General features: G+C 54.4%; 25 protein-coding genes. 13 read left to right on the plus strand and 12 right to left on the minus strand.

Annotated features, from left to right (window positions below; translation table 11 throughout):
* Positions 1-30: 30 nt before the first annotated feature.
* From AC6CHM_RS23535 to AC6CHM_RS23555, 5 genes are all read right to left on the minus strand, one after another.
* Positions 31-1398, minus strand: coding sequence for a serine hydrolase domain-containing protein (locus AC6CHM_RS23535; protein WP_498175485.1), 1368 nt, complete (start codon positions 1396-1398; stop codon positions 31-33).
* Positions 1399-1925: 527 nt separating this feature from the next.
* The gene (locus AC6CHM_RS23540; protein ID WP_498175487.1) at positions 1926-2651 is read right to left on the minus strand and encodes an ABC transporter permease subunit; all 726 of its coding nucleotides are present in this window, start codon (positions 2649-2651) and stop codon (positions 1926-1928) included.
* A 100-nt stretch (positions 2652-2751) separates the two neighbouring features.
* Positions 2752-3234, minus strand: a complete 483-nt coding sequence (locus AC6CHM_RS23545; protein ID WP_498175489.1) for a hypothetical protein — start codon at positions 3232-3234, stop codon at positions 2752-2754.
* Between the two features lies 1 nt (position 3235).
* Positions 3236-4168: an ABC transporter substrate-binding protein gene (locus tag AC6CHM_RS23550; protein ID WP_498175491.1), complete on the minus strand. Its 933-nt coding sequence runs from the start codon at positions 4166-4168 to the stop codon at positions 3236-3238.
* 714 nt (positions 4169-4882) lie between these two features.
* Positions 4883-5509: a TetR/AcrR family transcriptional regulator gene (locus AC6CHM_RS23555; protein WP_498175493.1), complete on the minus strand. Its 627-nt coding sequence runs from the start codon at positions 5507-5509 to the stop codon at positions 4883-4885.
* A gap of 75 nt (positions 5510-5584) precedes the next feature.
* Between AC6CHM_RS23555 and AC6CHM_RS23560 the strand changes: the two genes are divergently transcribed.
* Entirely contained in the window at positions 5585-6685 is a 1101-nt protein-coding gene (locus AC6CHM_RS23560) for an agmatine deiminase family protein (protein WP_498175495.1), read from the plus strand.
* A gap of 223 nt (positions 6686-6908) precedes the next feature.
* Here AC6CHM_RS23560 and AC6CHM_RS23565 read toward each other — a convergent pair whose 3' ends face one another.
* A complete protein-coding gene (locus AC6CHM_RS23565) occupies positions 6909-7136 on the minus strand; it encodes a substrate-binding domain-containing protein (protein ID WP_498175532.1) in 228 nt (75 codons plus the stop codon).
* Here AC6CHM_RS23565 and AC6CHM_RS23570 point away from each other — a divergent pair.
* Positions 7087-7251: a hypothetical protein gene (locus AC6CHM_RS23570; protein WP_498175538.1), complete on the plus strand. Its 165-nt coding sequence runs from the start codon at positions 7087-7089 to the stop codon at positions 7249-7251. The genes AC6CHM_RS23565 and AC6CHM_RS23570 overlap by 50 nt on opposite strands.
* Before the next feature lie 119 nt (positions 7252-7370).
* Here AC6CHM_RS23570 and AC6CHM_RS23575 read toward each other — a convergent pair whose 3' ends face one another.
* The 3 genes from AC6CHM_RS23575 to AC6CHM_RS23585 are packed head-to-tail and all read right to left on the minus strand — an operon-like array spanning position 7371 to position 8188.
* Positions 7371-7889, minus strand: coding sequence for a thioesterase family protein (locus AC6CHM_RS23575; protein ID WP_498175497.1), 519 nt, complete (start codon positions 7887-7889; stop codon positions 7371-7373).
* Complete coding sequence (locus AC6CHM_RS23580; RefSeq protein ID WP_498175534.1) at positions 7890-8081, minus strand: acyl-CoA carboxylase biotin carboxyl carrier protein subunit; 192 nt, start codon at positions 8079-8081, stop codon at positions 7890-7892.
* A complete protein-coding gene (locus AC6CHM_RS23585) occupies positions 8054-8188 on the minus strand; it encodes a hypothetical protein (protein WP_498175499.1) in 135 nt (44 codons plus the stop codon). Before AC6CHM_RS23585 ends, AC6CHM_RS23580 begins: the two co-directional genes overlap by 28 nt.
* 41 nt (positions 8189-8229) lie before the next feature.
* Between AC6CHM_RS23585 and AC6CHM_RS23590 the strand changes: the two genes are divergently transcribed.
* From AC6CHM_RS23590 to AC6CHM_RS23620, 7 genes are all read left to right on the plus strand, one after another.
* Positions 8230-9132 carry a carboxyl transferase domain-containing protein gene (locus AC6CHM_RS23590; protein WP_498175501.1) on the plus strand — a complete coding sequence of 301 codons (903 nt, stop codon included), beginning with the start codon at positions 8230-8232 and terminating at the stop codon, positions 9130-9132.
* Positions 9133-9171: 39 nt separating this feature from the next.
* Positions 9172-10896 (plus strand): ABC transporter permease subunit, encoded by a 1725-nt coding sequence (locus tag AC6CHM_RS23595; RefSeq protein WP_498175503.1) that lies wholly within the window; start codon positions 9172-9174, stop codon positions 10894-10896.
* 4 nt (positions 10897-10900) lie between these two features.
* Positions 10901-11104 carry a hypothetical protein gene (locus AC6CHM_RS23600; RefSeq protein WP_498175505.1) on the plus strand — a complete coding sequence of 68 codons (204 nt, stop codon included), beginning with the start codon at positions 10901-10903 and terminating at the stop codon, positions 11102-11104.
* A gap of 470 nt (positions 11105-11574) precedes the next feature.
* On the plus strand, positions 11575-12129 hold the full coding sequence (locus AC6CHM_RS23605) for a thiolase C-terminal domain-containing protein (RefSeq protein ID WP_498175507.1): 555 nt from the start codon (positions 11575-11577) through the stop codon (positions 12127-12129).
* Between the two features lie 78 nt (positions 12130-12207).
* On the plus strand, positions 12208-12417 hold the full coding sequence (locus tag AC6CHM_RS23610) for a Zn-ribbon domain-containing OB-fold protein (protein ID WP_498175509.1): 210 nt from the start codon (positions 12208-12210) through the stop codon (positions 12415-12417).
* Between the two features lie 62 nt (positions 12418-12479).
* Positions 12480-12923 carry a MaoC family dehydratase gene (locus AC6CHM_RS23615; RefSeq protein ID WP_498175511.1) on the plus strand — a complete coding sequence of 148 codons (444 nt, stop codon included), beginning with the start codon at positions 12480-12482 and terminating at the stop codon, positions 12921-12923.
* A complete protein-coding gene (locus tag AC6CHM_RS23620; RefSeq protein WP_498175513.1) occupies positions 12923-13663 on the plus strand; it encodes an SDR family NAD(P)-dependent oxidoreductase in 741 nt (246 codons plus the stop codon). The genes AC6CHM_RS23615 and AC6CHM_RS23620 overlap by 1 nt, the downstream gene beginning before the upstream one ends.
* A 367-nt stretch (positions 13664-14030) precedes the next feature.
* Here the strand turns inward: AC6CHM_RS23620 and AC6CHM_RS23625 are convergent, their stop codons facing one another.
* Positions 14031-14408: a Rid family detoxifying hydrolase gene (locus tag AC6CHM_RS23625; RefSeq protein ID WP_498175536.1), complete on the minus strand. Its 378-nt coding sequence runs from the start codon at positions 14406-14408 to the stop codon at positions 14031-14033.
* Between the two features lie 54 nt (positions 14409-14462).
* Complete coding sequence (locus AC6CHM_RS23630) at positions 14463-15239, minus strand: GntR family transcriptional regulator (RefSeq protein WP_498175515.1); 777 nt, start codon at positions 15237-15239, stop codon at positions 14463-14465.
* Between the two features lie 166 nt (positions 15240-15405).
* Between AC6CHM_RS23630 and AC6CHM_RS23635 the strand changes: the two genes are divergently transcribed.
* From AC6CHM_RS23635 to AC6CHM_RS23650, 4 genes are all read left to right on the plus strand, one after another.
* A complete protein-coding gene (locus AC6CHM_RS23635) occupies positions 15406-16197 on the plus strand; it encodes an ABC transporter substrate-binding protein (RefSeq protein WP_498175517.1) in 792 nt (263 codons plus the stop codon).
* Positions 16198-16339: 142 nt separating this feature from the next.
* Positions 16340-17014, plus strand: coding sequence for an amino acid ABC transporter permease (locus tag AC6CHM_RS23640; RefSeq protein WP_498175519.1), 675 nt, complete (start codon positions 16340-16342; stop codon positions 17012-17014).
* Between the two features lie 29 nt (positions 17015-17043).
* Positions 17044-18198, plus strand: a complete 1155-nt coding sequence (locus tag AC6CHM_RS23645; protein WP_498175521.1) for an ABC transporter substrate-binding protein — start codon at positions 17044-17046, stop codon at positions 18196-18198.
* Between the two features lie 77 nt (positions 18199-18275).
* Positions 18276-19079: a creatininase family protein gene (locus AC6CHM_RS23650; RefSeq protein WP_498175523.1), complete on the plus strand. Its 804-nt coding sequence runs from the start codon at positions 18276-18278 to the stop codon at positions 19077-19079.
* 305 nt (positions 19080-19384) lie between these two features.
* On the opposite strand, the gene AC6CHM_RS23655 is transcribed toward AC6CHM_RS23650, so the two are convergent.
* A complete protein-coding gene (locus AC6CHM_RS23655; RefSeq protein WP_498175525.1) occupies positions 19385-21838 on the minus strand; it encodes a GcvT family protein in 2454 nt (817 codons plus the stop codon).
* Between the last annotated feature and the right edge of the window lie 224 nt (positions 21839-22062).

Below are 22062 nucleotides of genomic sequence, written 5' to 3' on the forward strand. Positions count from 1 at the left end.
TCACAGCCGCCTGCCGCCAGAACCAAGAGTCTATTGCAATTCCTCGGACACGGCGTCGAAGAAAACGAGCGCATCGACAGGTTCTTTTCCCATCGGCTTTGGTTGTGCACCGAACGTTGCCACCACAACCTTTGTTACAGGGTTGATGTAGATGTTCTGGCCTTGGATGCCGCTTGCCAAAAAGGCCCCATCTTTCCTGGACGGCTCGGTCCAGCCGGTCCACCACATATAGCCATACTCAAGCGTTTCGCCGTTCTTCAGCTTAGTCGGATGACTTGCTTCGATCGTCCACCGGTCCGGCAGGACGGATTCGCCATCTATCATCCCGCCCTCGAGGAAGAACTGGCCGAAGCGGGCATAGTCGCGTAGCCTCGCGCTTATACCGCTGCCACCAATCTCGACGCCGTCAGGCGAATCGAGCCACCATTTCGCGTCGGCCTCCATGCCGTAGGGGATCCAGATCTTCTCGGAGAGATAATCGGCCAACGGTTTTTTGATCGCTCCACGAACGATCTCGCCGAGAATCTGCGTTTCCCCGGTGCTGTAGTTGTTAATCGTACCGGGTTGAGCGGCACGCGGAAGCTTTGCCATCAGCCCTACCGCCGCGCGGGGCTCTTGCGAAATCTGTACTCTGAGAAGCGCCCGACGATCCGAGGATGGATCTGTATAGGTCTCGTTCCAATTGACGCCCGACGACATCATTAGAATGTCCTTCACCGTCACACCGTCATACGCACTACCCTTGAGCTCCGGCACATATTCAACAACCTCAGCGTCGAGCCCATCGATTAAACCATCTTTGATTGCCATTCCCGCAAGCGTCGAAGTTATGGACTTCGCGACGGACATCGACATCCAGCGTGTCTCTTCCGTATTGCCCCGTTGATAGCTTTCGAAGACGATCTTTCCATCCTTGAGGATGAGCATGGCGGTTATGTTGTCCAAAGCCATGAAATCGTACAAGTCATAATCTTTGTCTTGGACCTTAAACCGCACGTTAGTCAATTGATCCTCGGCCTTTGGCAACTCGCGCACCTTCCCCCCAGCCTTGATCGTCCGGGTCGGAAACAGCCGGTCTATGTTGCGAAAGGTCGAAACAGCCAAATCCGGCAGAAGCGCTCCGTCATAAACCTGCTCAACCGTACCGATCTTTTCATTCCTGTGAGGATAGTTGCCGTCGTGTGCTAAAGCGGGTACATCAAGAACCGAGAATGCGCCCACGATGATAGCGGCAATGCCCAACATTTTCCTGATGCTAGCCTTCGAATTCAAGTGGAATTGTTTCATCTGATTCCTCCGGCGCTCTCTTCGAGCACATGTCGCTTCATCGAGGCTAAAGCATTGAACATTTTCAGGGGTGCTGCCACACACACCATAACTCAACGGAAACAGGCGCACCTGCCAAGATCCGCCCTTAACCCAACAATTTATATCATACCCATCGTCAGCAGAGAGCTAAGTCTTTAGCAAAACTATAATGTTATAGAAATTCCCGTCAAGTGGCATCAATTAACGGAACTGAGCACGTGGTGCGGACGTCAAGTCCAAGGGAACGCTGTACGGAAACCTAAGACTCATTGAAGGCGCGGCGTCGGTTTCGGTTGGAGACAATCCGGACCCATCCCTGCTCTCTCCTTGTGGATGACAGCCATTTCTCCCAAACACCCCTGCAAATGGGCGACAGCGAGCTCAATTATCCTTGTTGCCACCGCAATTGAAATAGAACCCACAGGTAATCTGGTGAGCCCAAAACCGCGCGACTGGGCGACGATCGGCCCCTCCTCGCTGAGGAGCTGTGACTGGCCGAGGATATGCTCCCCGACCGAAGTTCGCCCCGTCGGATCGCTGCTGACGCAGCCATAGGACGAAGACTGACCGTGCTTCAGGTGTTGACTCCGCTGGAAGTCCGTCTTGGTGGCTTTACCCTAAACGGATATCGCTAATGCCGGAACAATATGGCCTAAAACCAGCGAATAAAAACTTTGCGGCATGCGCTGACACAGTCCTCTTCTCGCGAGTTGCACCGCTGTAAGGGTGCCTAATACGAGACTCATGCTGACAGACGCGCTCGCCACGATCAAACTGTTCCGCAGGCTTCCCAGCAGAATCGGGTCCTCGAGAACCGCAGCAAACCATCGCAACGTTAAGCCCATAAAGGGGAAGCCGATTGAAGTGTTGTCGTTGACGGCGAGGACGACAAGAAGTCCGATCGGTGTGTAGAGAAAGGCAAGGAATGATAAAGCATACGCCTTGAGTATTGGCGACTTGGATGGATTGAATTGACGTGAGAACGTTCCAACCTTGGCTGCCCCACCTGTCGCCTGACGAAGAAGAACCAGAAGCGCGAAAACGATAATGAGAAGGATCAAAGCCAGAGCCGATCCGAAACCCCACGGGACGGAAGAACCGAATTGTCGCTGAATAAGATTCGAATAGAGGTATCCATCGGTCCCGCCAATTAGCTGGGGCGTCACATAGTCACCCAAGATCGTGATAGTGCTGAACACGAGCCCGCCGACCACACCGGTTCGAGCCACAGGAAGGGTCACATAAACGAGTCCTTGCCAAGGACGAGCACCCAGGTCCGCCGCCGCCTCGAGGATAGCAGGGTTCGTTCGCTCAAGCGCAATAAATGTCGTAAGAAAGGCCAAGGGGAAGAGCAGTTAGATGAACGTGATCACAATTCCCGAACTGTTCAAACCCAGCACCCAAAGCGGACCGTCTATGAGACCAGCGCGCATGAGACCCTGTTTAACAAGGCCTGTGTCGCCCAAGAGGTTCATCCAGGCGAAGACCCTGATCAGGTAACTTGTGAAAAACGGTACGACCGCGAACAGTACCCAGTTCATCCGTCGATTGGGTTGCACTTTCAAAGCGACAAAATAGGCAAAAGGAAAGGTCAAAACGACCGTAAGGGCTGACGCGGCAGAAGAAGAACAAGCTGCGAAGCAGCGTTCCCCAATACACGTCACTTTGGAAAAAGCGGAGATAGTTGGTCAATGTCCACTCGGCAACGACTTCTTGATCCATGGTTGGCCAAAAAGAGTAAACAATGACAACTGCCATCGGTGCGAAGACGCCGACAAGGATGACGGCCAATGCCGGGAGACTGAAGATCGGGTTTTCGAGGTCGGCAGCCAGTTTCTTGCGCCGTTTAGATGGTTTGGAGATTGGCCCCGGTCCGTCGATGGCGATTGTCTTTAGCGGGACGTGTTCGATGCTGAATCGCATCATCTTAGCCCGCTACAACTTGATCATATGCCTTAGCCCATGCCGCCGGATCATCAGGCGGCCCTTGAAATAGCAGGTTTCGGGCCAAATCCGGATTTTCTGCCCCTCGGTCAAGCAGATTACCGGCGCCCTCACCGCCCTTTACCAGGACCCGCTCTGTCGCGACTCTGTTGCATTGTGGACATGAGTAGGTCTCATAGAGGAAAGACTGTACCTCGGGACCATTCCAAACTTCCATGAATTTCAGCGCATTCGCACGGTTTTTGGCGTCTTTGACAAGTTGCGGACCGTCTACCCAGCCCAAGCTTCCTTCGACCGGGATGACACTCTTCGACATTTTCTGGCGTGCGATCTTGTTCACACTCGCGGAAGCCGCGAGATTTGACGATTGACCTATCCAAGCTTTGCCAGTTCGAATTGCATCTTCAAAGGAAGAATCGCTTGCGCCGATCTGAAAGGGTTTCAGTCTGGCTAACGCCGCCGCGGCCGATTGGAGCACCTCTCTGGCCATCGAAAAAATACGGTCTCGAGGAATTCCAAGGCTAAGGCCGGCTATTGCGAGAAAGTCCTCTGGACCGCCCTTCATGATTACTTTTCCCGCTGGGACGCGAGGATCCCAAAGTGCTTTCCACGAGTATGGATCAGTTAACGGAAATTGCTCTTTATTCCAGATGAGGCCAAGGGAATCCCACATGTTGGGAAAGAGCAGCAACTTGTTGGGTTCGACCACATAGGGGAAAGTCGTGTCTTCGCGAAAGATTGGCCAAAGCTGGTCCCAGCCCGGGATTTCTTTTACTTCGAAAGCTTCAATCAGCCCTGCATTATAATAGGTGGGCGACCAGCCACAATTTGCGAAAACGAGATCATATGACCCAGCGCCACCCGCTTTGAGCTTTGTGAACATGTCCTGATCTGTTTCGGCCGGGACGCCTCGCATATTCAACCCCCGCCTTCTTCATGAAAGCGGAAATCTCTGGCGCGACATAACTTGACCATCCAAGAACGACAACCTCATTGTCGACTGACGAACATGCTGACAAAGCGCCAAATGCACCCGAAGAGAAGGCGAGGCCCGCCGTGCCTTTTAAAAATGCACGGCGGGTTGAATGCGGGGTACTGTTAAAATTTTTCACAATAAGGTTCCCTCTTTTTAGTTGGTGGAACGTTCCACCACACCCACTTGGCTGTCAAGAAGAAATATTTCCGATTTGTTGAGCCTTGGGTAAGTCTGTCGTTTCTGACACGCAACCTAGATGTTACCTTGGATCGCAGTCTGCCGGATGAAGGGTGCTAAAGTCCCGCACCCGCTCCCCGGTTGCCGATTATGGACGTCAATGTTGCTTGGCGTTGCACCAAACATGAGGAGAGAAATATGCTCCCTGCGCCCTACCCTTGTGACGTGGGATGTGCAATAGCCAGATCGATCGCATCCTTCGCCAATTGGTCCACTGGTCGGGCGATTGCTGTCAATGTGATCCGGCTTTGCCGAGATATACCAACATCGTCAATGCCAATTAAAGAAGGTCCCTTGAGATTGAAATGTTCAGGAGACTATCGTTGGTGCGATGCTGTTACAATTTGCGCCACCAACGCTTGATAGCCGCGACACGCCTCGAACAAAACTGCCGCTTCCACCAGTGCGGATGGAGGTTTATCTGCCGAGCCCTTCCATCATGATGTTCATGCCGAACTCGAAATCAGCATCGATATCGATATCGAGTAAAATATCAATCAGTTGCACAGTGACTGGATACTGCTCGGCCGGCAATTTCCGAAGATCATTGCGATCCGCGTCGTCAAGTGGTCCCAACGTACCATTCAATTCGTCTAGGGCGAACCCTGCGGCATAGCCCAGGAAAGCCGAAGCGGCACTGACTGCATGACGATTGGCAACTCCCGAGTCTAGGAGCGCCGCAAGCATCGCTTCGTGAATGCGGTAATCCGAAGGCCCCCACCGACGGCTGGTGCAGATTAGTGGGAATACCCCCGGATGGGCCGCCGCCAAGGCCCGGTAAGAGCGACAGAGATGGCGAACGCGCTCACCCCAGTCTACATCCGTTGATGGTATCCTGCACTCCGATAGAACTGTGTCCGTCACCTCATCGATGATAGCCGCACGTCCCGGAATATGGTGGTAGAGCGCCATCGGATCCACGCCGAGTCGGGAGGCGAGTTTGCGCATGCTGGCGCAGTCGCCGCCTTCCTCGTCAATGAGACGGATGGCTTCCCGGGTGATCAATTCACGCGAGAGGGGTGTTGATAGACGACGTCGTGCCACGGTGTTGAATCCTCTTGCGTATTCTACATTGTAGAGTTACATATTATACGACGTAGAGTCGAGGCGTTTGACAGAATGAATCGCCGTTTCGTTTTAGGACTGTCGCTTGCATTGCCGTTTGCCGGAGCGGCGAGAGCGTTTTCATCGGTCGAAAATACCATGCCTCATGCCAGCAAGTATCGCTTACCCGCCAAATATGAGATGCATGCGCGAACATGGATGCAATGGCCGGCGCGGACCGACATCTGGGGTGACGCCCTCGAAGAGGTCCGGGCTACACTGGCTGGCATCGCCCAAGCCGTCGCAAGGTTCGAAGAAGTTGCGATGCTGGTTCGACCGGATCAGGTGGCGCACGCCAAGTCCCTCTGCGGCCGCATGGTCAAGCTGGTGCCGATACCCGTCGATGACATTTGGGCCGCTGATTCCGGACCTATGTTCGTTATCGGTGATCATGGCGAACTCGCAGTAATGGACCTCAATTTCAACGGCTGGGGCAACAAACAGGACCACGCCAACGACAGCAAAGTCGCACGACGCGTCGCAACTTACTGCGGAGTTCCGTTGTTTGACGCCGGATTTGTTGCGGACGGGGGCGCAATCGAGGGTGACGGCGACGGAACACTTATAACCACCGAGAGCACACTGCTGAACGACAATCGTAATCCCGGTTTGGGTAAAGCCGAACTCGAAGCATCGTTGCACACAACCTTTGGACTGAAAAAAGTGATCTGGATACCCGGCCTGCGTGGCGCCGATGTGACTGACGGGCATCCCGACGCTTTCGTCAGATTTGTTCGGCCGGGCGTAGTCATCACTGAGATTCCCGCCGAGGATCACGGCATTTGGTCTGCTGCTGCCAGGGAGGCGATAGCGATCCTCAACCGCGCCACTGATGCCCGTGGACGAAAGCTCGAGGTCATCGTCTTACGAGGGCCAGCGACGATTAGATCCGACACCTATGAGTTTGCGGCGAGCTACCTCGGCTTCCATGCTTGCAACGGCGGACTTGTCATGCCGCAGTTCGGCGACGCAAGGGCCGATATGCTCGCGCGCGAAACTCTGTCGCATTTGCATCCAAACCGCATCGTGGTGCAGATCGATGCGGATCGCATCTGTGAAGGCGGTGGCAGCATTCATTGCGTTACACGGCAGCAGCCGCTTGTTCAGGGTGTGTGAATCCAAAGCTCATGAGATAAACTTAGAGGCGGTTCTCTCATAGTTGATTTTCGTTCGGATCTGGCCCACTAGTTTCACCGAGAAGTGGCCGCCTCTGCGGCGGATAGGAACGCCCGCCGAGGTCGCCGGGATTTTTATATACCTCGCTTCATCACAGGCCTCATACGTTACTCGAACCTTTGGCTGCGTTGTGCAAGAGTCTACAAGCAGTGCCACGTATCGATTATAAATCTTTTAGCTGTGACGTAGTCTGTCTGCACACTAATTTTGCTGGAATAGTTATACTCTGTCTCGTGACCCCGACATGCTCGATCATTTCGATAGCCATATCCACAGCAGTTCTCGCTAGTTGATCCATAGGTTGAGCGATCGTGGTAAGCGCTATTCGGCTATGATTTGAAATGCCGATATCGTCAAAACCTGTAAGTGACAGCTGTTCGGGTATCGTCATACCCACCCGCCAGCACGTCGATGCGATGACGCGCCACAAAGGGCGCATCGAAGACTGGTTTACAGGAACGCTGCCATTCGTCGTCACGATGATACTCTTCGTGTTGCTCATATAGTTCATTCCGTCTTTGGTAACATCCCTTAGAGCCTGCGAGATAATAATCCAACTGTTCTTGATGTGAGCTGTCCGCCAGCAGATCGATCCGATGGTTGGAAAAAGCCGAACAGAATCCAATCAGGACGCCAATTTCCTGACAGATGCCGAAAGTCCTTTGGGAGCCTGCAAGGGTGCCCACGCTTGCATCGCCCTCTCAAGGCAGCGGCGCATATAGTCGTCAATCAACGTGGCGTTTCGGCGATTTGTGTCGACATGAACCGTCATGTGTTCGTAGGTCGCAACGATCATGTGGTGAACCTTGTCGACAACATACTGATAGATGTGCAAGCGCCGATCGTTGAAGCCAATCATTTCGGTAAAGACACGTAGCGGGGTTCCCGTGCGACATTCCTTGAGATTGCGTTGATGTCCCTTGACAGAGAAGAAGCTGTAGCCTTGTAAGTGGTACTCTTCCGTGAACCCCATTGCCCGGAGGAAGTTCTTGCCTGGATCGGCGAGTACCTTGTAGTACTGCCATTCGGTCATGTGGCCGTTATAATCGATCCACTTGTCGTCGGCCGTGACCTCAAGGGTCAAGAGTGCATTTGCTTGCGGCCGGTCATCTCTTGCAATCGATGTAAAGGTCGGACCCGGCATCTAGTCCAGCCCCATCAAGTCGGCATCCACCTCAATAAAAGCACCTTTCTGAGTGTTGATCGCGGCAACAACGCCATTCTCTTCAGCGAGGACCGAGTGCTCCATCTTCATTGATTCCATAATGGCGACCTCATCGCCACGCTTGATGGTGTCCCCTACGCCTACTAAAAACTTGAGAACAAGCCCAGACAGAGCGCCTTGATACCGGCCCGATAAGCGGGCAGTTCCTCGACCTCCTCATAGACCTTATCTGGCGCCTCCGGAACAGCGGATGACTCGATGCCCGGTTGATTATCCATCGTACGCGCTTCGGTGATGACTTCAGATAACGGTTGCCTGTTTGCCGGAGGCCCCACCGGTCGTCAAGCAGGCACTGGGACTTGACATTGACAAGTTTGCACTGGGTGGCGTTGCTATCCATACGCGTGCGTCCGGTCTTATCGACAATCATGCCGAAAATGAGGACGTAGCGCTGGAGCAGATCAAGCAAGTTCTTGCTTATCTGCCTGCTAATGTCAGCGAGCGTTCATCCGTTTTGTCAGAATGGAAAGCGAACGACCAGGAGGAACTTCTGGCAATTGTGTCTACTAATTTGCGGCGCGCCTATGACGCCCATGCGCTTATCCGCTGTATTGTCGACCAGGATACATTCTTTGAAATCGCGCCTGATTATGGTCGCTCCCTGCGCACCGGACTTGCTCGCATCGAAGGGCACACCGTTGGCATCCTCGCGTCAGACGCTCGCTTCGTAGCAGGTTCGCTCGATGTACAGTCATCCTTGAAGCAGGCGAAATTTATCGAACTGTGCGACCGGTTTCATATCCCAATTGTCTATCTGGTCGATGTTCCCGGCTTTCTCGTCGGACCCAAGGCCGAGGAAGCGGGTGTTTTAAAATTCGGTGCGATGGCGCTTCGAGCAATTCAGCAGGCCAAGGTACCGGTCATCACCGTACAAATCCGTCGCTCTTATGGGCTTGGCGGCGTCGCCACGGGGAGCCGCAATCCCATGAGCATCCGTCTTGTCTGGCCAAGTGCCGCATGGGGCGACATGCCGATCGAAGGAGGCGTGGAGGCCGCCTTCCGGGCGCAGCTCGATGCAGCGCCACCTGAACAGCGTGCCGAACTGAAGGCGGCTCTGACGAAACGCTTCGAGGAGCAGACATCGATCTGGCGAGCGGTCGAAAACTTCGGTGCCGAAGAGATGATCGACCCGCGCGATACCCGCAAATACCTTGCCGTTTGATGAAGCTGAGCTACCACAAGAAGTCGGGGACGTGACGTCATGAGCTATGTGTCTGTGTCCTCACCTGCGGGCCGTTCGCATCCTTTGCGAAGCGCAGGAAAGAGTCTCGCTCTTCTGTTGCCGCCGTTTATCATTCTCGGTCTTTCTTTGATCTGGCCGCTCGTAACCATCGTTCTGCGCAGTCTGCATGAAAAAGGACGCGCAGACTTTTCAGACACGCTCTATTTCGGACACTATCTGGCGATCATACAGGACGATCTTCTTCGTCAAGTCGCTCTTCACAGCATTGTGCTTGCGTTCGTGGCAATGGTCGTCACGGTCGCGTTGGCATTTCCTGCAGCTTATATTGTTTCGCGCCTCTCGCGCCAGGCATCGTCATTGATGATGGTCCTGATCCTGATGCCTTTCTGGGTGTCGATCATTATCCGGTTGTTCGCCTTTACGACTATTCTTGGCCAACAGGGCATTATCAACTCGGTGGCCGGTCATCTTGCCTTTGGCCCATTTCCACTGCTCTACAATACCTTTGCCACCATCGTGGGCATGGTGGCCTATCTGCTTCCGTACTTGACCCTGATCTTGGTGTCGGCGATGATGTCGATCGACACATCGCTTCTCCCTGCTGCGAGAACCATGGGCGCCAGTGAAAGGCGGGTCTTTGCCGACATTTATTTTCCACAGGTCCGACCGGTTTTGCTTGGCGGAAGTGTTCTCGTCTTCGTGCTTGGTCTTGGCTTCTTCCTTACGCCCGCAATCCTCGGCGGCCCGCATAATCTGACGATCCCGATCTTCATTCAGCAGCAAGTCCAGAACTATCAATGGGGCAAAGCGGCGGCGATGGGCATTGTTCTGCTCGCTGTTTCAGTGATCGGCTACATCATTGCGCTGAAAATCGGGGGCAAGGGTATGCTGTCGCCGGTCCAGCAGGGTTCGAGGGGTGTCGCCATGCGCGATTCCCTCAAGCCGACGGTCGTGACCGGGCTATGCGTAGCGGTGCTGGCGGCCGATCTTATTATCCTGATATTGCCGCTACTCATTGTGATCCCGACATCGATCACGGAAGGCACACAGATTCGTTTTCCTCCGGTCGGATTCAGCACCAAATGGTTCGTCGAGGCTTTCACCTCGCCAATTTGGATCGACGCGTTCTTTAAAAGCGTACGGATCGCTGTTTTAACTGCTGTCACCGCAACTTTGTGCGGGCTGGCGTTGGCCCGGGTAGGGACCCGGTCGAAATCTGCAATGCTGAGGATGGTGATCCAGACTGTCGCGATTGTTCCTCTGATCGCACCCGTGATCTTGCTGGGCATCGGTATCTATGATGTTCAGGGCAAACTTGGCTTGCTTGGCACCGATTTCGGCCTGGTGATCGCCCATACGGTGTTATGTCTGCCACTTGTCTTTCTGGTTTTGGGGAACGCGCTTGCGGCTATAGACCTTTCGATTGAGCAGGCCGCCTGGACGATGGGAGCAAGCCATGTCCGCGCATTTGTCGGCATTACCGTCCCCATGATGATGCCCGCGATGGTCGGCTCGTTCGTAATCTCGTTCGTCACATCTTGGGATGAAGCGGTCCTTGCGATGTTTCAGACGGAACTGGATAAAACGCTGCCCGTAACAATCTACTCCTATCTGCGAAGCGGTATCACCCCGGTTGTGTCTGCGGTCGCTACCATCGTGATTATTCCGGTTCTCCTAGGATCAACCATCGTCGCATTACGAACGCTCACCGCCAGTCGTCGCACCACAAGAGAAAGTATCTAAACCCATGAGCAAAGAACGGTTTCCAAGTGGCAGCGCCGTGATCGTGGGCGCCTTTGAATCAACACGGCGCAAGGCGCCCGGAATTCATCCCTACCAGATTCACGCCGAGGTTATCGCCGAGGCATTGGCAGACGCCGGGCTGACACTTTCCGATGTCGACGGCTTGCCACTGCCGCAACTTTCCCCTCCGAAGCGGGATGGCAACTGAACGTTGTCGAGATTGCAGAATATGTGGGCATCGTCCCGTCATGGGTGTGCAGCACAGATATTGGTGGGGCGGCTCCGCTCAGTCACGTCGGCACCGCTGTCGCGGCTATCCAGGCAGGGCTTTAGGAGACGGTTGTCATCAGTTACGCGTCATCCGGGCGATCGTGGCCGCTGCCAGCCCGCGACTTCAATACCGGGCAGACGGGTCCTGGCGAATTCGAGGTTCCTTATGGTCTGTCGACGATTTCGGCCTATGCGCTCGCCGCCACTCGCTATATGCATCAATATGGGGTCAGACCAGAGGAACTTGCAGAGATCGCCGTACAAGCTCGTCGGTATGCCCACGTAAATCCAAATGCAATGTATCGCGACTTGATCTCAGTCGATGACGTCCTCGCTTCTCCGATGATTTCCACTCCTTTGCATAAACTCGACTGCTGCGTTGTCAGCGACTCCGGCGGAGCGATCGTCATGACATCGAGAAAAAGGGCCCGAGATACACGCAGAGGAGGCCCATCGGTTCTCGGTTTTGGCGAAGCAATCAGTCATGGTCAGATGAACCAGATGCGCGATCTGACAACGACGAGCGCGGAATTTTCCGGCCGTCGCGCGTTCGAAACGGCAGGTTTAACCCCCAAGGACATTCAAGTCGCCCAGATCTACGACTCTTTCACAATTACGGTGGCCCTTTCGCTGGAAGCACTGGGATTCGTGCCAAAGGGCGAGGCAGGACGTTTCGTCGCGGACGGTGGAATTGCTGCTGGGGGCCGTTTGCCAGTTAACACAGATGGTGGTGGCCTCTTGTCAAACCATGCTGGGCGTCGGGGGATGTTTGCGATCATAGAAGCTGTCCGACAGCTTCGAGGGGAAAGCCCAGGGCTTCAACTTGATAATCCGCAACTATGTCTGGTCAAGGTACTGGCGGCTGGCTGTCGGCAACGTCGACCCTTATCCTTGGAGGAACACAATGATCGAGATGACATCAGTGCTTCCAGTCCACAACCAACTCTCCGAAGTCTGGTTTGAAGCCGTCAACCGCGGCGGCCTCCTCCTCCAGAAGGACCCGGTCAGCGGGAAAGTTCAGATGTATCCGCGGCCAGGGTAGTGGGACACCCGGAGCGCGAGCCGGAATGGTTCGAGGCTTCTGGTCGCGCCACGCTTCATTCCTTCACTGTGGTCCACAAGTCCATCCATCGCGAGTTTTCGCCGCTGACACCCTTCGTTATTGCGCTTGTCGATCTCGAAGAGGGGACGCGGATTGCCAGTGGATTGCCGACACGCCGCACGATAACCTTCGCTGTGACATGCCACTAAAGCTCACTATTCGCGAAATCCACGCCGGTCTGAAGATGCCCTGCTTTATCGAGGCTTGAATTATGGACATTTCATTCAAAGATATTCAGGAAGGTGCAGTCTTCATCTCGGCGGGACGCACTATCACAGAAACCGACATTGTCAATTTCGCCGGTATAAGCGGTGATTTCAACCCCCTTCACATGGACGAGGATTGGGTGCGCACCAACACCAAATTCCCCTCCCGGATTGCCCATGGTTTGCTGGTGCATTCCATCGGAGAAGAGCTTCATTGCGCCGAGTTGTCGGGGTGGAAGATACTTGGATTCCTTGAGACCCAGCGGAAGATGCTATTGCCAGTCCTGCCGGGCGACCGCATTTTGCAGCGCTACACGGTCACTTCGAAAAAACCAAGTTCAAAGGACCCGTCCCGCGGCGTGGTTGAAGTTGAGGTGGCCATCACCAACCAGCGTGGCGAAATCGTTCAGACGGGTTACAACCGATATCTAATTGGGGGAGAAGCCTAATGCGCGGCTTGAAAAGCAAGGTCATTGTTGTAACGGGCGGTGCACAGGGGATCGGCAGAGCAACGGCTGATCGCCTAGCTGAAGAACACGCGATCCTGGTCGTCGCCGACCTCAATATCGAAGGTGCCGAGGCAGTTGCCAAGGAAATCCGCGACAATGGATGCAGCGCCACGGCAATTTGCCTTGATGTGGCAAGCAAACAGAGTTGGAAAGATGCCGCTGACCGGATCAAGGACGAGCATGGGGGCGTTGACGGCCTCGTCAACAACGCTGGTGTCACGCGTGTCAAATCTCTCCTGAAAATGTGCGAGGATGATTGGGACTTTGTTATCGACGTCAATCTTAGAGGTGCATGGCTTGGCTGCCAGACCATCTTACCTCTGATGATCGGGCGCAAGGGCGGATCAATCGTCAACCTGTCTTCGGAGTCTCGATGGGGCGCGTTTGGACAGTCCAATTATGCGTCGGCGAAGGCGGGCTTAGTCGGCCTGACACGGACTGTTGCGCTTGAGCAAGCGCGGCATGGCATTCGGGTCAACGCAGTGGCACCAGGAACCACCCTGACACCCATGGTGACGGCGGTGCCCGAAGATATTCGCAAAGGTTGGCAGGACGGCATTCCGCTTCGAAGCGAAGCTCAGCCGGGCGAGATTGCATCCGCAATAGCCTATCTCCTGTCGGAGGATGCAAGCTATGTCACGGGACAAGTTCTTGGCGTCAATGGCCGCTCTACGCTCTGAAGACAGATGCGCCGGAAGAAACTCATCGGAGGAAGCAATGAAGAGCTCAGCGTTTCCCCGAGCTCGAGGGACCGCAGATGACGCCGCGCATGGCTTTAAGATTGATGCCCTTTAGAACAGGGAATGCCCCGAACTCTTTGTGCATCCGACGACGGCGACAGCTGCGTTGGTGTTTGAGACGCGGCCATGGAGCGGCGGGATACCCTCTGCTCTGACGGACTTTTCATAAGGCAGCGCCAGCTTGAACTGATACGTCTCTCCCGGTTCAACGTTAACTTATTGAACTTATTTAACAGGAATCCGATCGAAACAGGTTGCGCAGCAAAAACACGACCAGCCGACGCAAACCGCCGTTCTTGACGCACGCTTAACGCGCGACAATGGCCTCGACTTCAACTTGGGCACCCTTCGGCAGGGCCGAGACCTCGTAACAAGCGCGGGCCGGCTTGTGTGTCGTGAAAACCTTAGAGTATTCCGAATTCAGCTGATCAAAATGGCTAAGTTCCGTCACCAGGATCGTTGTCTTCACTGTTTTTTGAATATTGCTTCCAGCCGCTTCGGCGATTGCGGCAATATTGGCGAGACATTGCGCCAACTGCTCAATTGGATTGTCGGAGATGAGCTTGCCAGTCTTAGGATTGAGCGGAAGCTGTCCGGAAACGAAAATCAAGTCTCCCAAGACAATGGCCTGCGAGTATGGTCCTGCAGCCAAAGGGGCGTTGTCGGTGTGGATAGCTTGCATGATGTTGACCTCAAGAAAGGTTGAATTAACTCGGTTTCGTGGTTCTTACTCACACGCTCAAGACGAGCTATTCAGAGCGATCTGGCATCGGTCGCAGCGGAGAAGAATGTGCCCATATTCAAGCGGCTGCTGACTGTCATCATAGGTAGTCCGGCAAATCGAGATGAGCGGCGCACCCGAAAAGGTTTCGAACCGAAGACTGTGTCGGACATCGGCAGTGATGGCGCTGAAGCGGGTATCCACATTGCCTATGCCGCGTTCGACCCGCTGCGATATTCGAGTGCTGATCTCCGGTTTGGCCATATCCTCGGCGGACAGCCTTTGCGCAGTGGACGCCGGCACGTAAACCTGCTCGCCGCCAATGGGCTCTCCCTCAACGTAAAAGACGCGAAGAAAAAAGAATAGTTCCGAGCCATCGGGCACTTGCAACGCAGCCTGAATCTCGCCTCGAGCGGGATAGGCGCCGGTTCGCTTAAGCGCGATCTCATCAAAGATATCCATAGCCAGCAACTTGTCAGGCGTGATCGCAATCAAGCTGCGCCTCGGCTGATCCAGCTTGGCGTTGACGAAGGTTCCCCGGGCCACTTCCCTGAAGATCAGATTATCCTGTTCCAGGTTGCTCAACGCTTGCCTTACCGTTGCGCGGCTCACGGCAAATGTGCGGCACAATTCCTGCTCGGTAGGGAGTTGATCGCCTGGCTGAAGCTCTCCGAGCCATATCCGATCCCGCAAAATCGCCTCGACCTGCCGGTAGCGCGGCACAACCTCACCGCGCAGCGGCGACACGCCCGGCGCAGATTCGCGTTGCGTTCGATTTTGAATTTCGCCAATCATCTGATGCTCCCACGCCCAATTGACTTATTGTACGAATATACGTACAAAGATGCAATACCTGAGCGAGTACTGACCGGCCGCTGAACTGAGCGGCGCGTTTTGCAGAGATGAACGTCTATCTGCCAACTGGACGTTGCCCGGCTGGCGAAAATCGGGAGGGAACCAAATGCTATCTGTTACACGCCGCAAATTGTTTCTGATCGCCTCGGTAATCGGCCTTGCACCGATGATGGCGGGGGCCGAGGCCACCATAAACGTTGGAGCCTTTCCGGCTAATCCCCCATTCGAGTACAAAAATGCGACTGGCGAGTTTGAAGGCTTCGAAGTCGATATCGTAAATGAAATCGCCAAACGCATCGGCGTAACCACGAATATTTCAGATTTTGGATTCCAAGCCCTGTTTGCTGGTACGAGTTCAAAGCGCATCGACCTTGCTATTTCTTCAATCACCATCACAAAAGAAAGGTTGAAGTCGCAGTCCTTCACCCAGCCCTATTATGATACCACTATGGACTTCGCGGCCCGAAAAGACAGTTCGCTGAAGACATTTACCGATCTCAAAGGCAAGGTTGTCGGTGTGATTTCCGGTACCGTCGGCGAGAAATGGGCAAAAGAGAACATGCCCAAGATCGGGATCGCTGACATTAAAGGTTACAACTCCAACCAAGACGTCAAACTCGATCTCATCGCCGGTCGCATTGACGCCGCCGTCAATGACAGCATGAGGTTTGGACTGGCTAAAAATCCGGATCTGGAGGTGAAGGCCAGCATTCCGTCAGGGAATCAATTGGGCATGATGCTGAGCAAGGATCATGCCCTGCTCGGCAAGGTCAACGATGCGATAAGCGCCATGAAGCAGGACGGCACAATGACCGCGCTTTACAAGAAGTGGTTCGGTTTGGATGCGGACAGCAGTTCGTCGACCGTTAAGGTGGCGCCCCTCCCTGCCGCCGAATGAGCACCTATCAACTAGCGCCATCAGTATCCGAACCGGTTTTCACAAACATCCAACCTTGGATGGGTTCAGGCCGCGGCACTGTCGTCGTCGACTGTGTCGCTCGGCCGAGCCTCAAGCGTAATCATTTCAGATGGAACATCTGATGTCTCTGTTCGAAACCTTCTTCAACCCCGAAGTCTTGTTGGCCAGCGTCCCGATGCTCCTGCGGGGCTTGGTCAATACGCTGTTGTTGGGAGCGATGAGTATCGCTATCGGCATCCCGCTCGGGCTTGTGGTGAGTCTTGTCAGGCTCTATGCGCCGAAACCGTTTCGCCTGGTCGCCGTCGGATTTATCGATATTTTCCGCGCCATGCCGGCCCTGGTCGTACTCATCCTGATCTACTATGCCCTTCCCTTCGTTGGCATCCGTCTCTCGTCATGGAGTTCTGCGATAATCGCCTTTTCGCTCGTTCTGTCGGCATACTCGGCAGAGATTTTCCGTTCAGGCATCGAGAGCATTTCCAAAGGCCAGTTCGAGGCTGCGGCCGCACTCGGACTCTCTTTTATGCAAACTTTGTACAAGATCGTGCTTCCGCAAGCCATTCGCGTTGTTATTCCGCCGATCACTAGTAATTGTGTATCGATGTTCAAGGAAACGGCGCTGGCCTCCACTGTCGCGCTCCCCGAACTGCTCAAACAAGCAACGGACGCCCAGGCGTTCCATGCCAATCCGTCACCGCTGATCGGCGCTGCAGTAATCTATATCATCTTCCTCTGGCCGATGGTGCGCCTTGTTGCTCTGCTCGAACGGCGTTTCACAGTGGAAAAATCATACTGATAAATGACTGCGAACCATGGAGCATTCACTTGCGAAACCCTAATCATATCCGTGCGGAAAAAAGCGCTGCGTCGAAGTTCGACGAACGTTCACGCAATCAAGGTGGAGGCACGAACGATACGATCGTTTTCGGAATGGAGGGTGCAACGAACTCGTTTTCGCTCGATGAAGAGAACCGTGGATTCCAAATGGCCTTCGAAGAGCGCAATGCCCAAGGCGCGATCTTCGGTCGACGCATTGTTTGGAAAGGCTATACCAGATCAGGTGGCGCGGACTTCGATGGAGCTGTCGCCAATGCCAAAAAGCTGATTGCTCACGATAAGGTATTTGCGCTTTTGAATTTTGGCGGCCCGGAAGCCATGGTCGTGGCCGACATTGCCGAAGAGAGCCGTATTCCGCATCTATTCCCGCACACAACACTTTTCATGAACCAAGGCCGTCGATACGTTTTTACTTCACTGCCCTATTGTACAGGAGAAATGCGGAATCTCACCCGATTTGCTGCATGTGAGCGTGGATTGAAGCGTATCGCTCTCGTGCGCGACACAAATGAATATGGCGACATCTATCAAGCGCTGCTTGAGAGGCATGCACCGGAATTCGGATACGAAGTTGGCGAAATCGCCAGCATTGCTGTTCGTGATCCGGCCGATCTGTCGGAATTGTTGAAACCGATCGCCAATGGCAACACCGATGCTGTGTTCATGGCGTTGTATCCAGCCCAGGCCAGAGCTTTGATGGCGGCAAAAGCCAAGCTTGGTTGGACAGGAACCATGATCGCCTCTGGGCCACTGACAGACGAACAATATCTCGGCGCCGCAGGCGAGTCGGCTGAAGGCACGCTGGGTCTTTGCCATTTTCCGGACCCAGAGCTGAGCGGCGAGTCGGGAATGATCGCCTATCGCGCTGCAATGGCGAAGCACTGTCCAGGTCGCAAGCTCAATCGCTATACCTTGTACGGCTATGTATTCGGCAAACTGGTGATCGACGCCTTGGAACGCTCGGGTCCAGCTCTGACTCGCGAGTCCTTCGTCGATGCGATGGAAGCGACGTCTCATTGGAGTTCCGGCGGCATCATCCCCGACGTGTCTCTTTCGAAAAATGACCATCATGCTCAGCGTGCCGGGTTGATTGCGGAACTGCAAAAGGGTCGCTTCGCGCTTTTGGGTGATTGGGTCGAGTGAACGCCGCTTGATGCAAATGTGGCTGAGAACTCAGATGGCAGTGGTACCGCCTCACTTTATAATACCGAAAGGCTGTGATGACATACACACGAACACACGACTGGGGAATGTTGACCCGCGCCGAAATCCGTGTTGCGCGCGACGCCGGATCGCTTGCCGTTCTGACGCTGGGAAGTTGTGAGCAACACGGGGACCACCTTCCGGTCGACACGGATAGTCTAACTGCTTATCGTGTTACCATGCAGGCGGCTCAACGCAGCAGCGACGTGCATGTTTTGGTGCTTCCCATGCCATGTTTCGGATATTCGCCACACCACAGCGCATGGCCGGGTACGATTTCTCTCTCTACCACGACCATGATTGGCCTTCTCAAGGATATTATCATGAGCGTTCGGAAAAGCGGTTTTGATCGTCTGCTCATTGTCAATGCGCATGGCGGCAATGCGGGAATACTCAGTACGGTCTGCAGCGACTTCGTCTGCGATGGCTTCCCCGTCGGCTGTACCAGTGTCTATTCTCTCAATGGCAGTGAATTATCACCGCTTCTTGCCGGGAGCGCCAAAAGCATGGGACATGCTTGCGAATTCGAAAGCTCTATTGCTATGGCGTTACGAGAGGAGGGGCGAGATCTGATTGCTGCACGCATTCGTGGCCTGCCTGCGCGCATCCGTCTGCCTGTATCGTCCGATGAGAATGATCCCTTCGACAAGTCAGGATGCTCATATCCGCCAATCTTCCCAAAAGATGATATTGGCTATCTTGGAGATCCGGCCCACGCTACACTGGAAAAGGGCGAGAAGATGGCAGAGATTGCTGCGGCGGGGCTAGCCCGATTTTTCTCGGCTTTCGCGACGATGAAGTTTACCAACAGCCCTTTATAAACGTTCAATACGTTCAAGGTGGCTGTGGCGCGCGAGGGGGCAAAATGTTGCTGGTCTAACGCCTGAAATGCAATCGTTCATGAGTTAAATGACAATATCCACTCCGGCATTCGGTCCTTCACAGCAGTTCCCGAAGCGCTCGGGCCACGAGACGGTAGGTTCTACCAGGAAGCGCTTGCCGAACACCACATCATCGCTTCCAGGCTATGCGATTGAAAGAAATCGGTGAGAGCGGCAATGACACCGTGGGCTTCAGCGATGCGATGATCCTGGCCATTTGGCCGGAATCATCGCCTCTATCCATATCAAGACTTCACGCGTTCGTTTTTGGGATCGTACCATCCGGAAAGCTGGGCATCGACCGGGTGGCGTTTCATAGCGACCTCAACCTCCCATTTGCCGCTTGCCAGCCACTCCTTCGTCACCCCAGCGTCATTCAGGACGTACCCGAGACCCAGCGAGGCTTCAATGCGATGGCCGTAAGCGCCGGACATGATGGAGCCGACGATTATGCCGTCGCGCAGCAACGGCTCGTGGTGGAACAGCATCGGCGGAACACCGCTTTTGGATTTCACCTTAACTTGCACCAATCGTTTCTTGAGAACACCGTCAGCTTTTTGATTGACCAGGGCGTCGCGACCGATGAATCCTCCAGCTTTGGCAAGGGCTACTGTAAAGCCGACACCGCCTTCGAAGGGTGTATCTTCCTCTCCGAGGTCATGTCCCCAATGGCGATAGCCTTTTTCCATACGCATGGAGTTCAATGCAAAAAATCCCGCATTCTTCAAGCCCAAGTCCTGCCCTGCCTCTGAAAGCGTCTCGTACACATGAGCGGCCTGCTCGGAAGGTATATAGAGCTCGAACCCGAGTTCACCTACGAACGTCAAGCGGCTGGCCCGCACCCGAGCGTATCCAAGGTCGACTTCTTTGCTGGTACCAAACGGAAATGCCTCATTGGAAAAGTCGTCTGGAGATACTCGCGAAAGGAGTTCTCGGGACTTTGGGCCCCATAAGCCGAGCATGGCGAGGCCAGAGGTGACATCGGTGATATAGACTTTCGCGTCTTCCGGAACATGCCGTTTAAACCACGCTAGATCGCGGCGCTGCGAGACCGCAACCGTGACCACCATGTAAGACTGTTGCGTCAAGCGGGTAATCGTCACATCAGCTTCGATACCAGCAGCATCGTTAAGCCACTGTGTGTACACGACCTTGCCAATTGCCACATCACAATCGGCTGCGCTGATCCGATTGAGCATTGTCAGCGCGTCCGGGCCCTCCACAACGTATTTTATAAAGCAACTATGGTCAAACAGCGAGACATTCTCCGCGGTGTTCCGGCATTCAGCTGCCACATTGTCAAACCAACTTGGCTTCGAATATGAATACTCGACGTGGGAAACTTCCTCGGGAGTGCCGTAAAATCCGGGGCGCTCCCAGCCAGCAAGTTCCGTCATGAAGGCTCCGGCGGCGAGTAACCGGTCATGGAAAGGCGACCGTCGGACACCGCGTGCCGTCGTGAACTGTCGGCTTGGCCAGTGCATGGCAAAGTTCAGTCCAAGAGATTCAACGGTTCGATCTTCAAGATAGCGCCGGTTACGCTGGAAGCTTTGCGTTCTGCGAACATCGACATCAATTAGATCGACGGGCGGACGGCCATCGCAGATCCATGCAGCCAGTGCCTTCCCGACACCACCCGAGGAAAGAATGCCAATCGAATTAAATCCGGTTGCGCAGAAGAGGCCAGCCACCTCCGGGGTCTCGCCCAGGAGATAGCGATTGTCTGGGGTAAAACTCTCGGGACCATTGAAGAAAAGCTGCATGCCGGTGCGTTCAAGCAGGGGAACCCGGACTGTGGCAGCCTCAAGGTGTGGAGCAATATGATCGATATCCTCGGGAAGTGTGTCGAAGCAGAAGGTTTCCGAAATTCCTTTCTGCCCCCACGGTTTGGCGACCGGCTCAAAAAATCCAACGAGCAATTTTCCGGCATCTTCCTTATAGTAAGTCCACTCATCCGACAGGAAAAGGACCGGCAGGTTCTTCGGCAGATCGGGGATAGCCTCGGTTACGACGTAAAAGTGCTCGGCCGCATGAAGCGGAAGATTGACGCCGATCTGAGCGGCTAGCTCGCGCGACCACATGCCCCCGCAGATGACGACCGTACGCGCCTCGATCTTGCCTTTGTCAGTCATCACCCCAACAGCTTTTCCGTTCTCGACGATGATTTGTGTGACTAGCAGGTTTTCAAGGATACGCGCACCACCCATGCGCGCTCCCTTCGTGTAGGCCATCGTGACATCAGCCGGATTGACCTGACCATCATCGGGGAACCAAAAGCCTCCAACCAAGCCCTCCGTGTTGATCGGTGCCCAGCGTTCTTGGATTTCGCCGGGATTCAGTGCCTCCACTGGCAACCCAAAATTGCGACCCATCGATGCGCCACGAGCCAGTTCTTCGTAACGCGATTCATTGTTTGCAACGCGCAACGATCCGGTCCGCCGGAAGCCGGTAGCTTGACCCGTTTCGGCTTCCAGTTGACCGAACAGTTCGCCGGTGTATTGCGCAAGCTCGGTCATCTGACGCGTCGCGCGCAACTGGGTCACCAGACCTGCCGCGTGCCAGGTCGTACCGCTGGTCAACTGCCGCCGTTCGCAAAGCACGACGTCAGTAATGCCGAGTTTGGTCAGATGATAGGCTACCGAGCAACCGGCGATACCACCCCCAACGATAACGACGTCAGCCTTTGTTGGAATATCCATGACACTTATCTTTCTTTCCAGTTGGCGCTCATCGGAATGATCGCATAGTACTTGTCTTCGAGCATTGGCATTGGCGTTGCCGATTGTTTCCTCAGCCTTGAGAGAGGCTTTGTGAACAAACAATAACATACGCATCTTGAAACTCTACAGAATTTGTGCTGAGTTTAGAAAAACGAACGGGTATGAAATCCCACAGCACACTGAGGTAAACTATGCTGAACCAG

This window comes from Phyllobacterium sp. GQ127, from assembly GCF_059758635.1.

What these genes read in the sequence shown, in the direction of transcription:
- AC6CHM_RS23650 (WP_498175523.1), top strand. Translation starts at nt 18,276, where the DNA reads ATGACATACACACGAACACACGACTGGGGAATGTTGACCCGCGCCGAA.
- AC6CHM_RS23595 (WP_498175503.1), top strand. Translation starts at nt 9,172, where the DNA reads ATGAGCTATGTGTCTGTGTCCTCACCTGCGGGCCGTTCGCATCCTTTG.
- AC6CHM_RS23635 (WP_498175517.1), top strand. Translation starts at nt 15,406, where the DNA reads ATGCTATCTGTTACACGCCGCAAATTGTTTCTGATCGCCTCGGTAATC.
- AC6CHM_RS23640 (WP_498175519.1), top strand. Translation starts at nt 16,340, where the DNA reads ATGTCTCTGTTCGAAACCTTCTTCAACCCCGAAGTCTTGTTGGCCAGC.
- AC6CHM_RS23620 (WP_498175513.1), top strand. Translation starts at nt 12,923, where the DNA reads ATGCGCGGCTTGAAAAGCAAGGTCATTGTTGTAACGGGCGGTGCACAG.
- AC6CHM_RS23655 (WP_498175525.1), bottom strand. Translation starts at nt 21,838, where the DNA reads ATGGATATTCCAACAAAGGCTGACGTCGTTATCGTTGGGGGTGGTATC.
- AC6CHM_RS23615 (WP_498175511.1), top strand. Translation starts at nt 12,480, where the DNA reads ATGGACATTTCATTCAAAGATATTCAGGAAGGTGCAGTCTTCATCTCG.
- AC6CHM_RS23545 (WP_498175489.1), bottom strand. Translation starts at nt 3,234, where the DNA reads ATGATGCGATTCAGCATCGAACACGTCCCGCTAAAGACAATCGCCATC.
- AC6CHM_RS23605 (WP_498175507.1), top strand. Translation starts at nt 11,575, where the DNA reads ATGACATCGAGAAAAAGGGCCCGAGATACACGCAGAGGAGGCCCATCG.
- AC6CHM_RS23585 (WP_498175499.1), bottom strand. Translation starts at nt 8,188, where the DNA reads ATGGATAATCAACCGGGCATCGAGTCATCCGCTGTTCCGGAGGCGCCA.
- AC6CHM_RS23630 (WP_498175515.1), bottom strand. Translation starts at nt 15,239, where the DNA reads ATGATTGGCGAAATTCAAAATCGAACGCAACGCGAATCTGCGCCGGGC.
- AC6CHM_RS23575 (WP_498175497.1), bottom strand. Translation starts at nt 7,889, where the DNA reads ATGCCGGGTCCGACCTTTACATCGATTGCAAGAGATGACCGGCCGCAA.
- AC6CHM_RS23565 (WP_498175532.1), bottom strand. Translation starts at nt 7,136, where the DNA reads ATGACGATACCCGAACAGCTGTCACTTACAGGTTTTGACGATATCGGC.
- AC6CHM_RS23570 (WP_498175538.1), top strand. Translation starts at nt 7,087, where the DNA reads ATGCCGATATCGTCAAAACCTGTAAGTGACAGCTGTTCGGGTATCGTC.
- AC6CHM_RS23560 (WP_498175495.1), top strand. Translation starts at nt 5,585, where the DNA reads ATGAATCGCCGTTTCGTTTTAGGACTGTCGCTTGCATTGCCGTTTGCC.
- AC6CHM_RS23600 (WP_498175505.1), top strand. Translation starts at nt 10,901, where the DNA reads ATGAGCAAAGAACGGTTTCCAAGTGGCAGCGCCGTGATCGTGGGCGCC.
- AC6CHM_RS23550 (WP_498175491.1), bottom strand. Translation starts at nt 4,168, where the DNA reads ATGCGAGGCGTCCCGGCCGAAACAGATCAGGACATGTTCACAAAGCTC.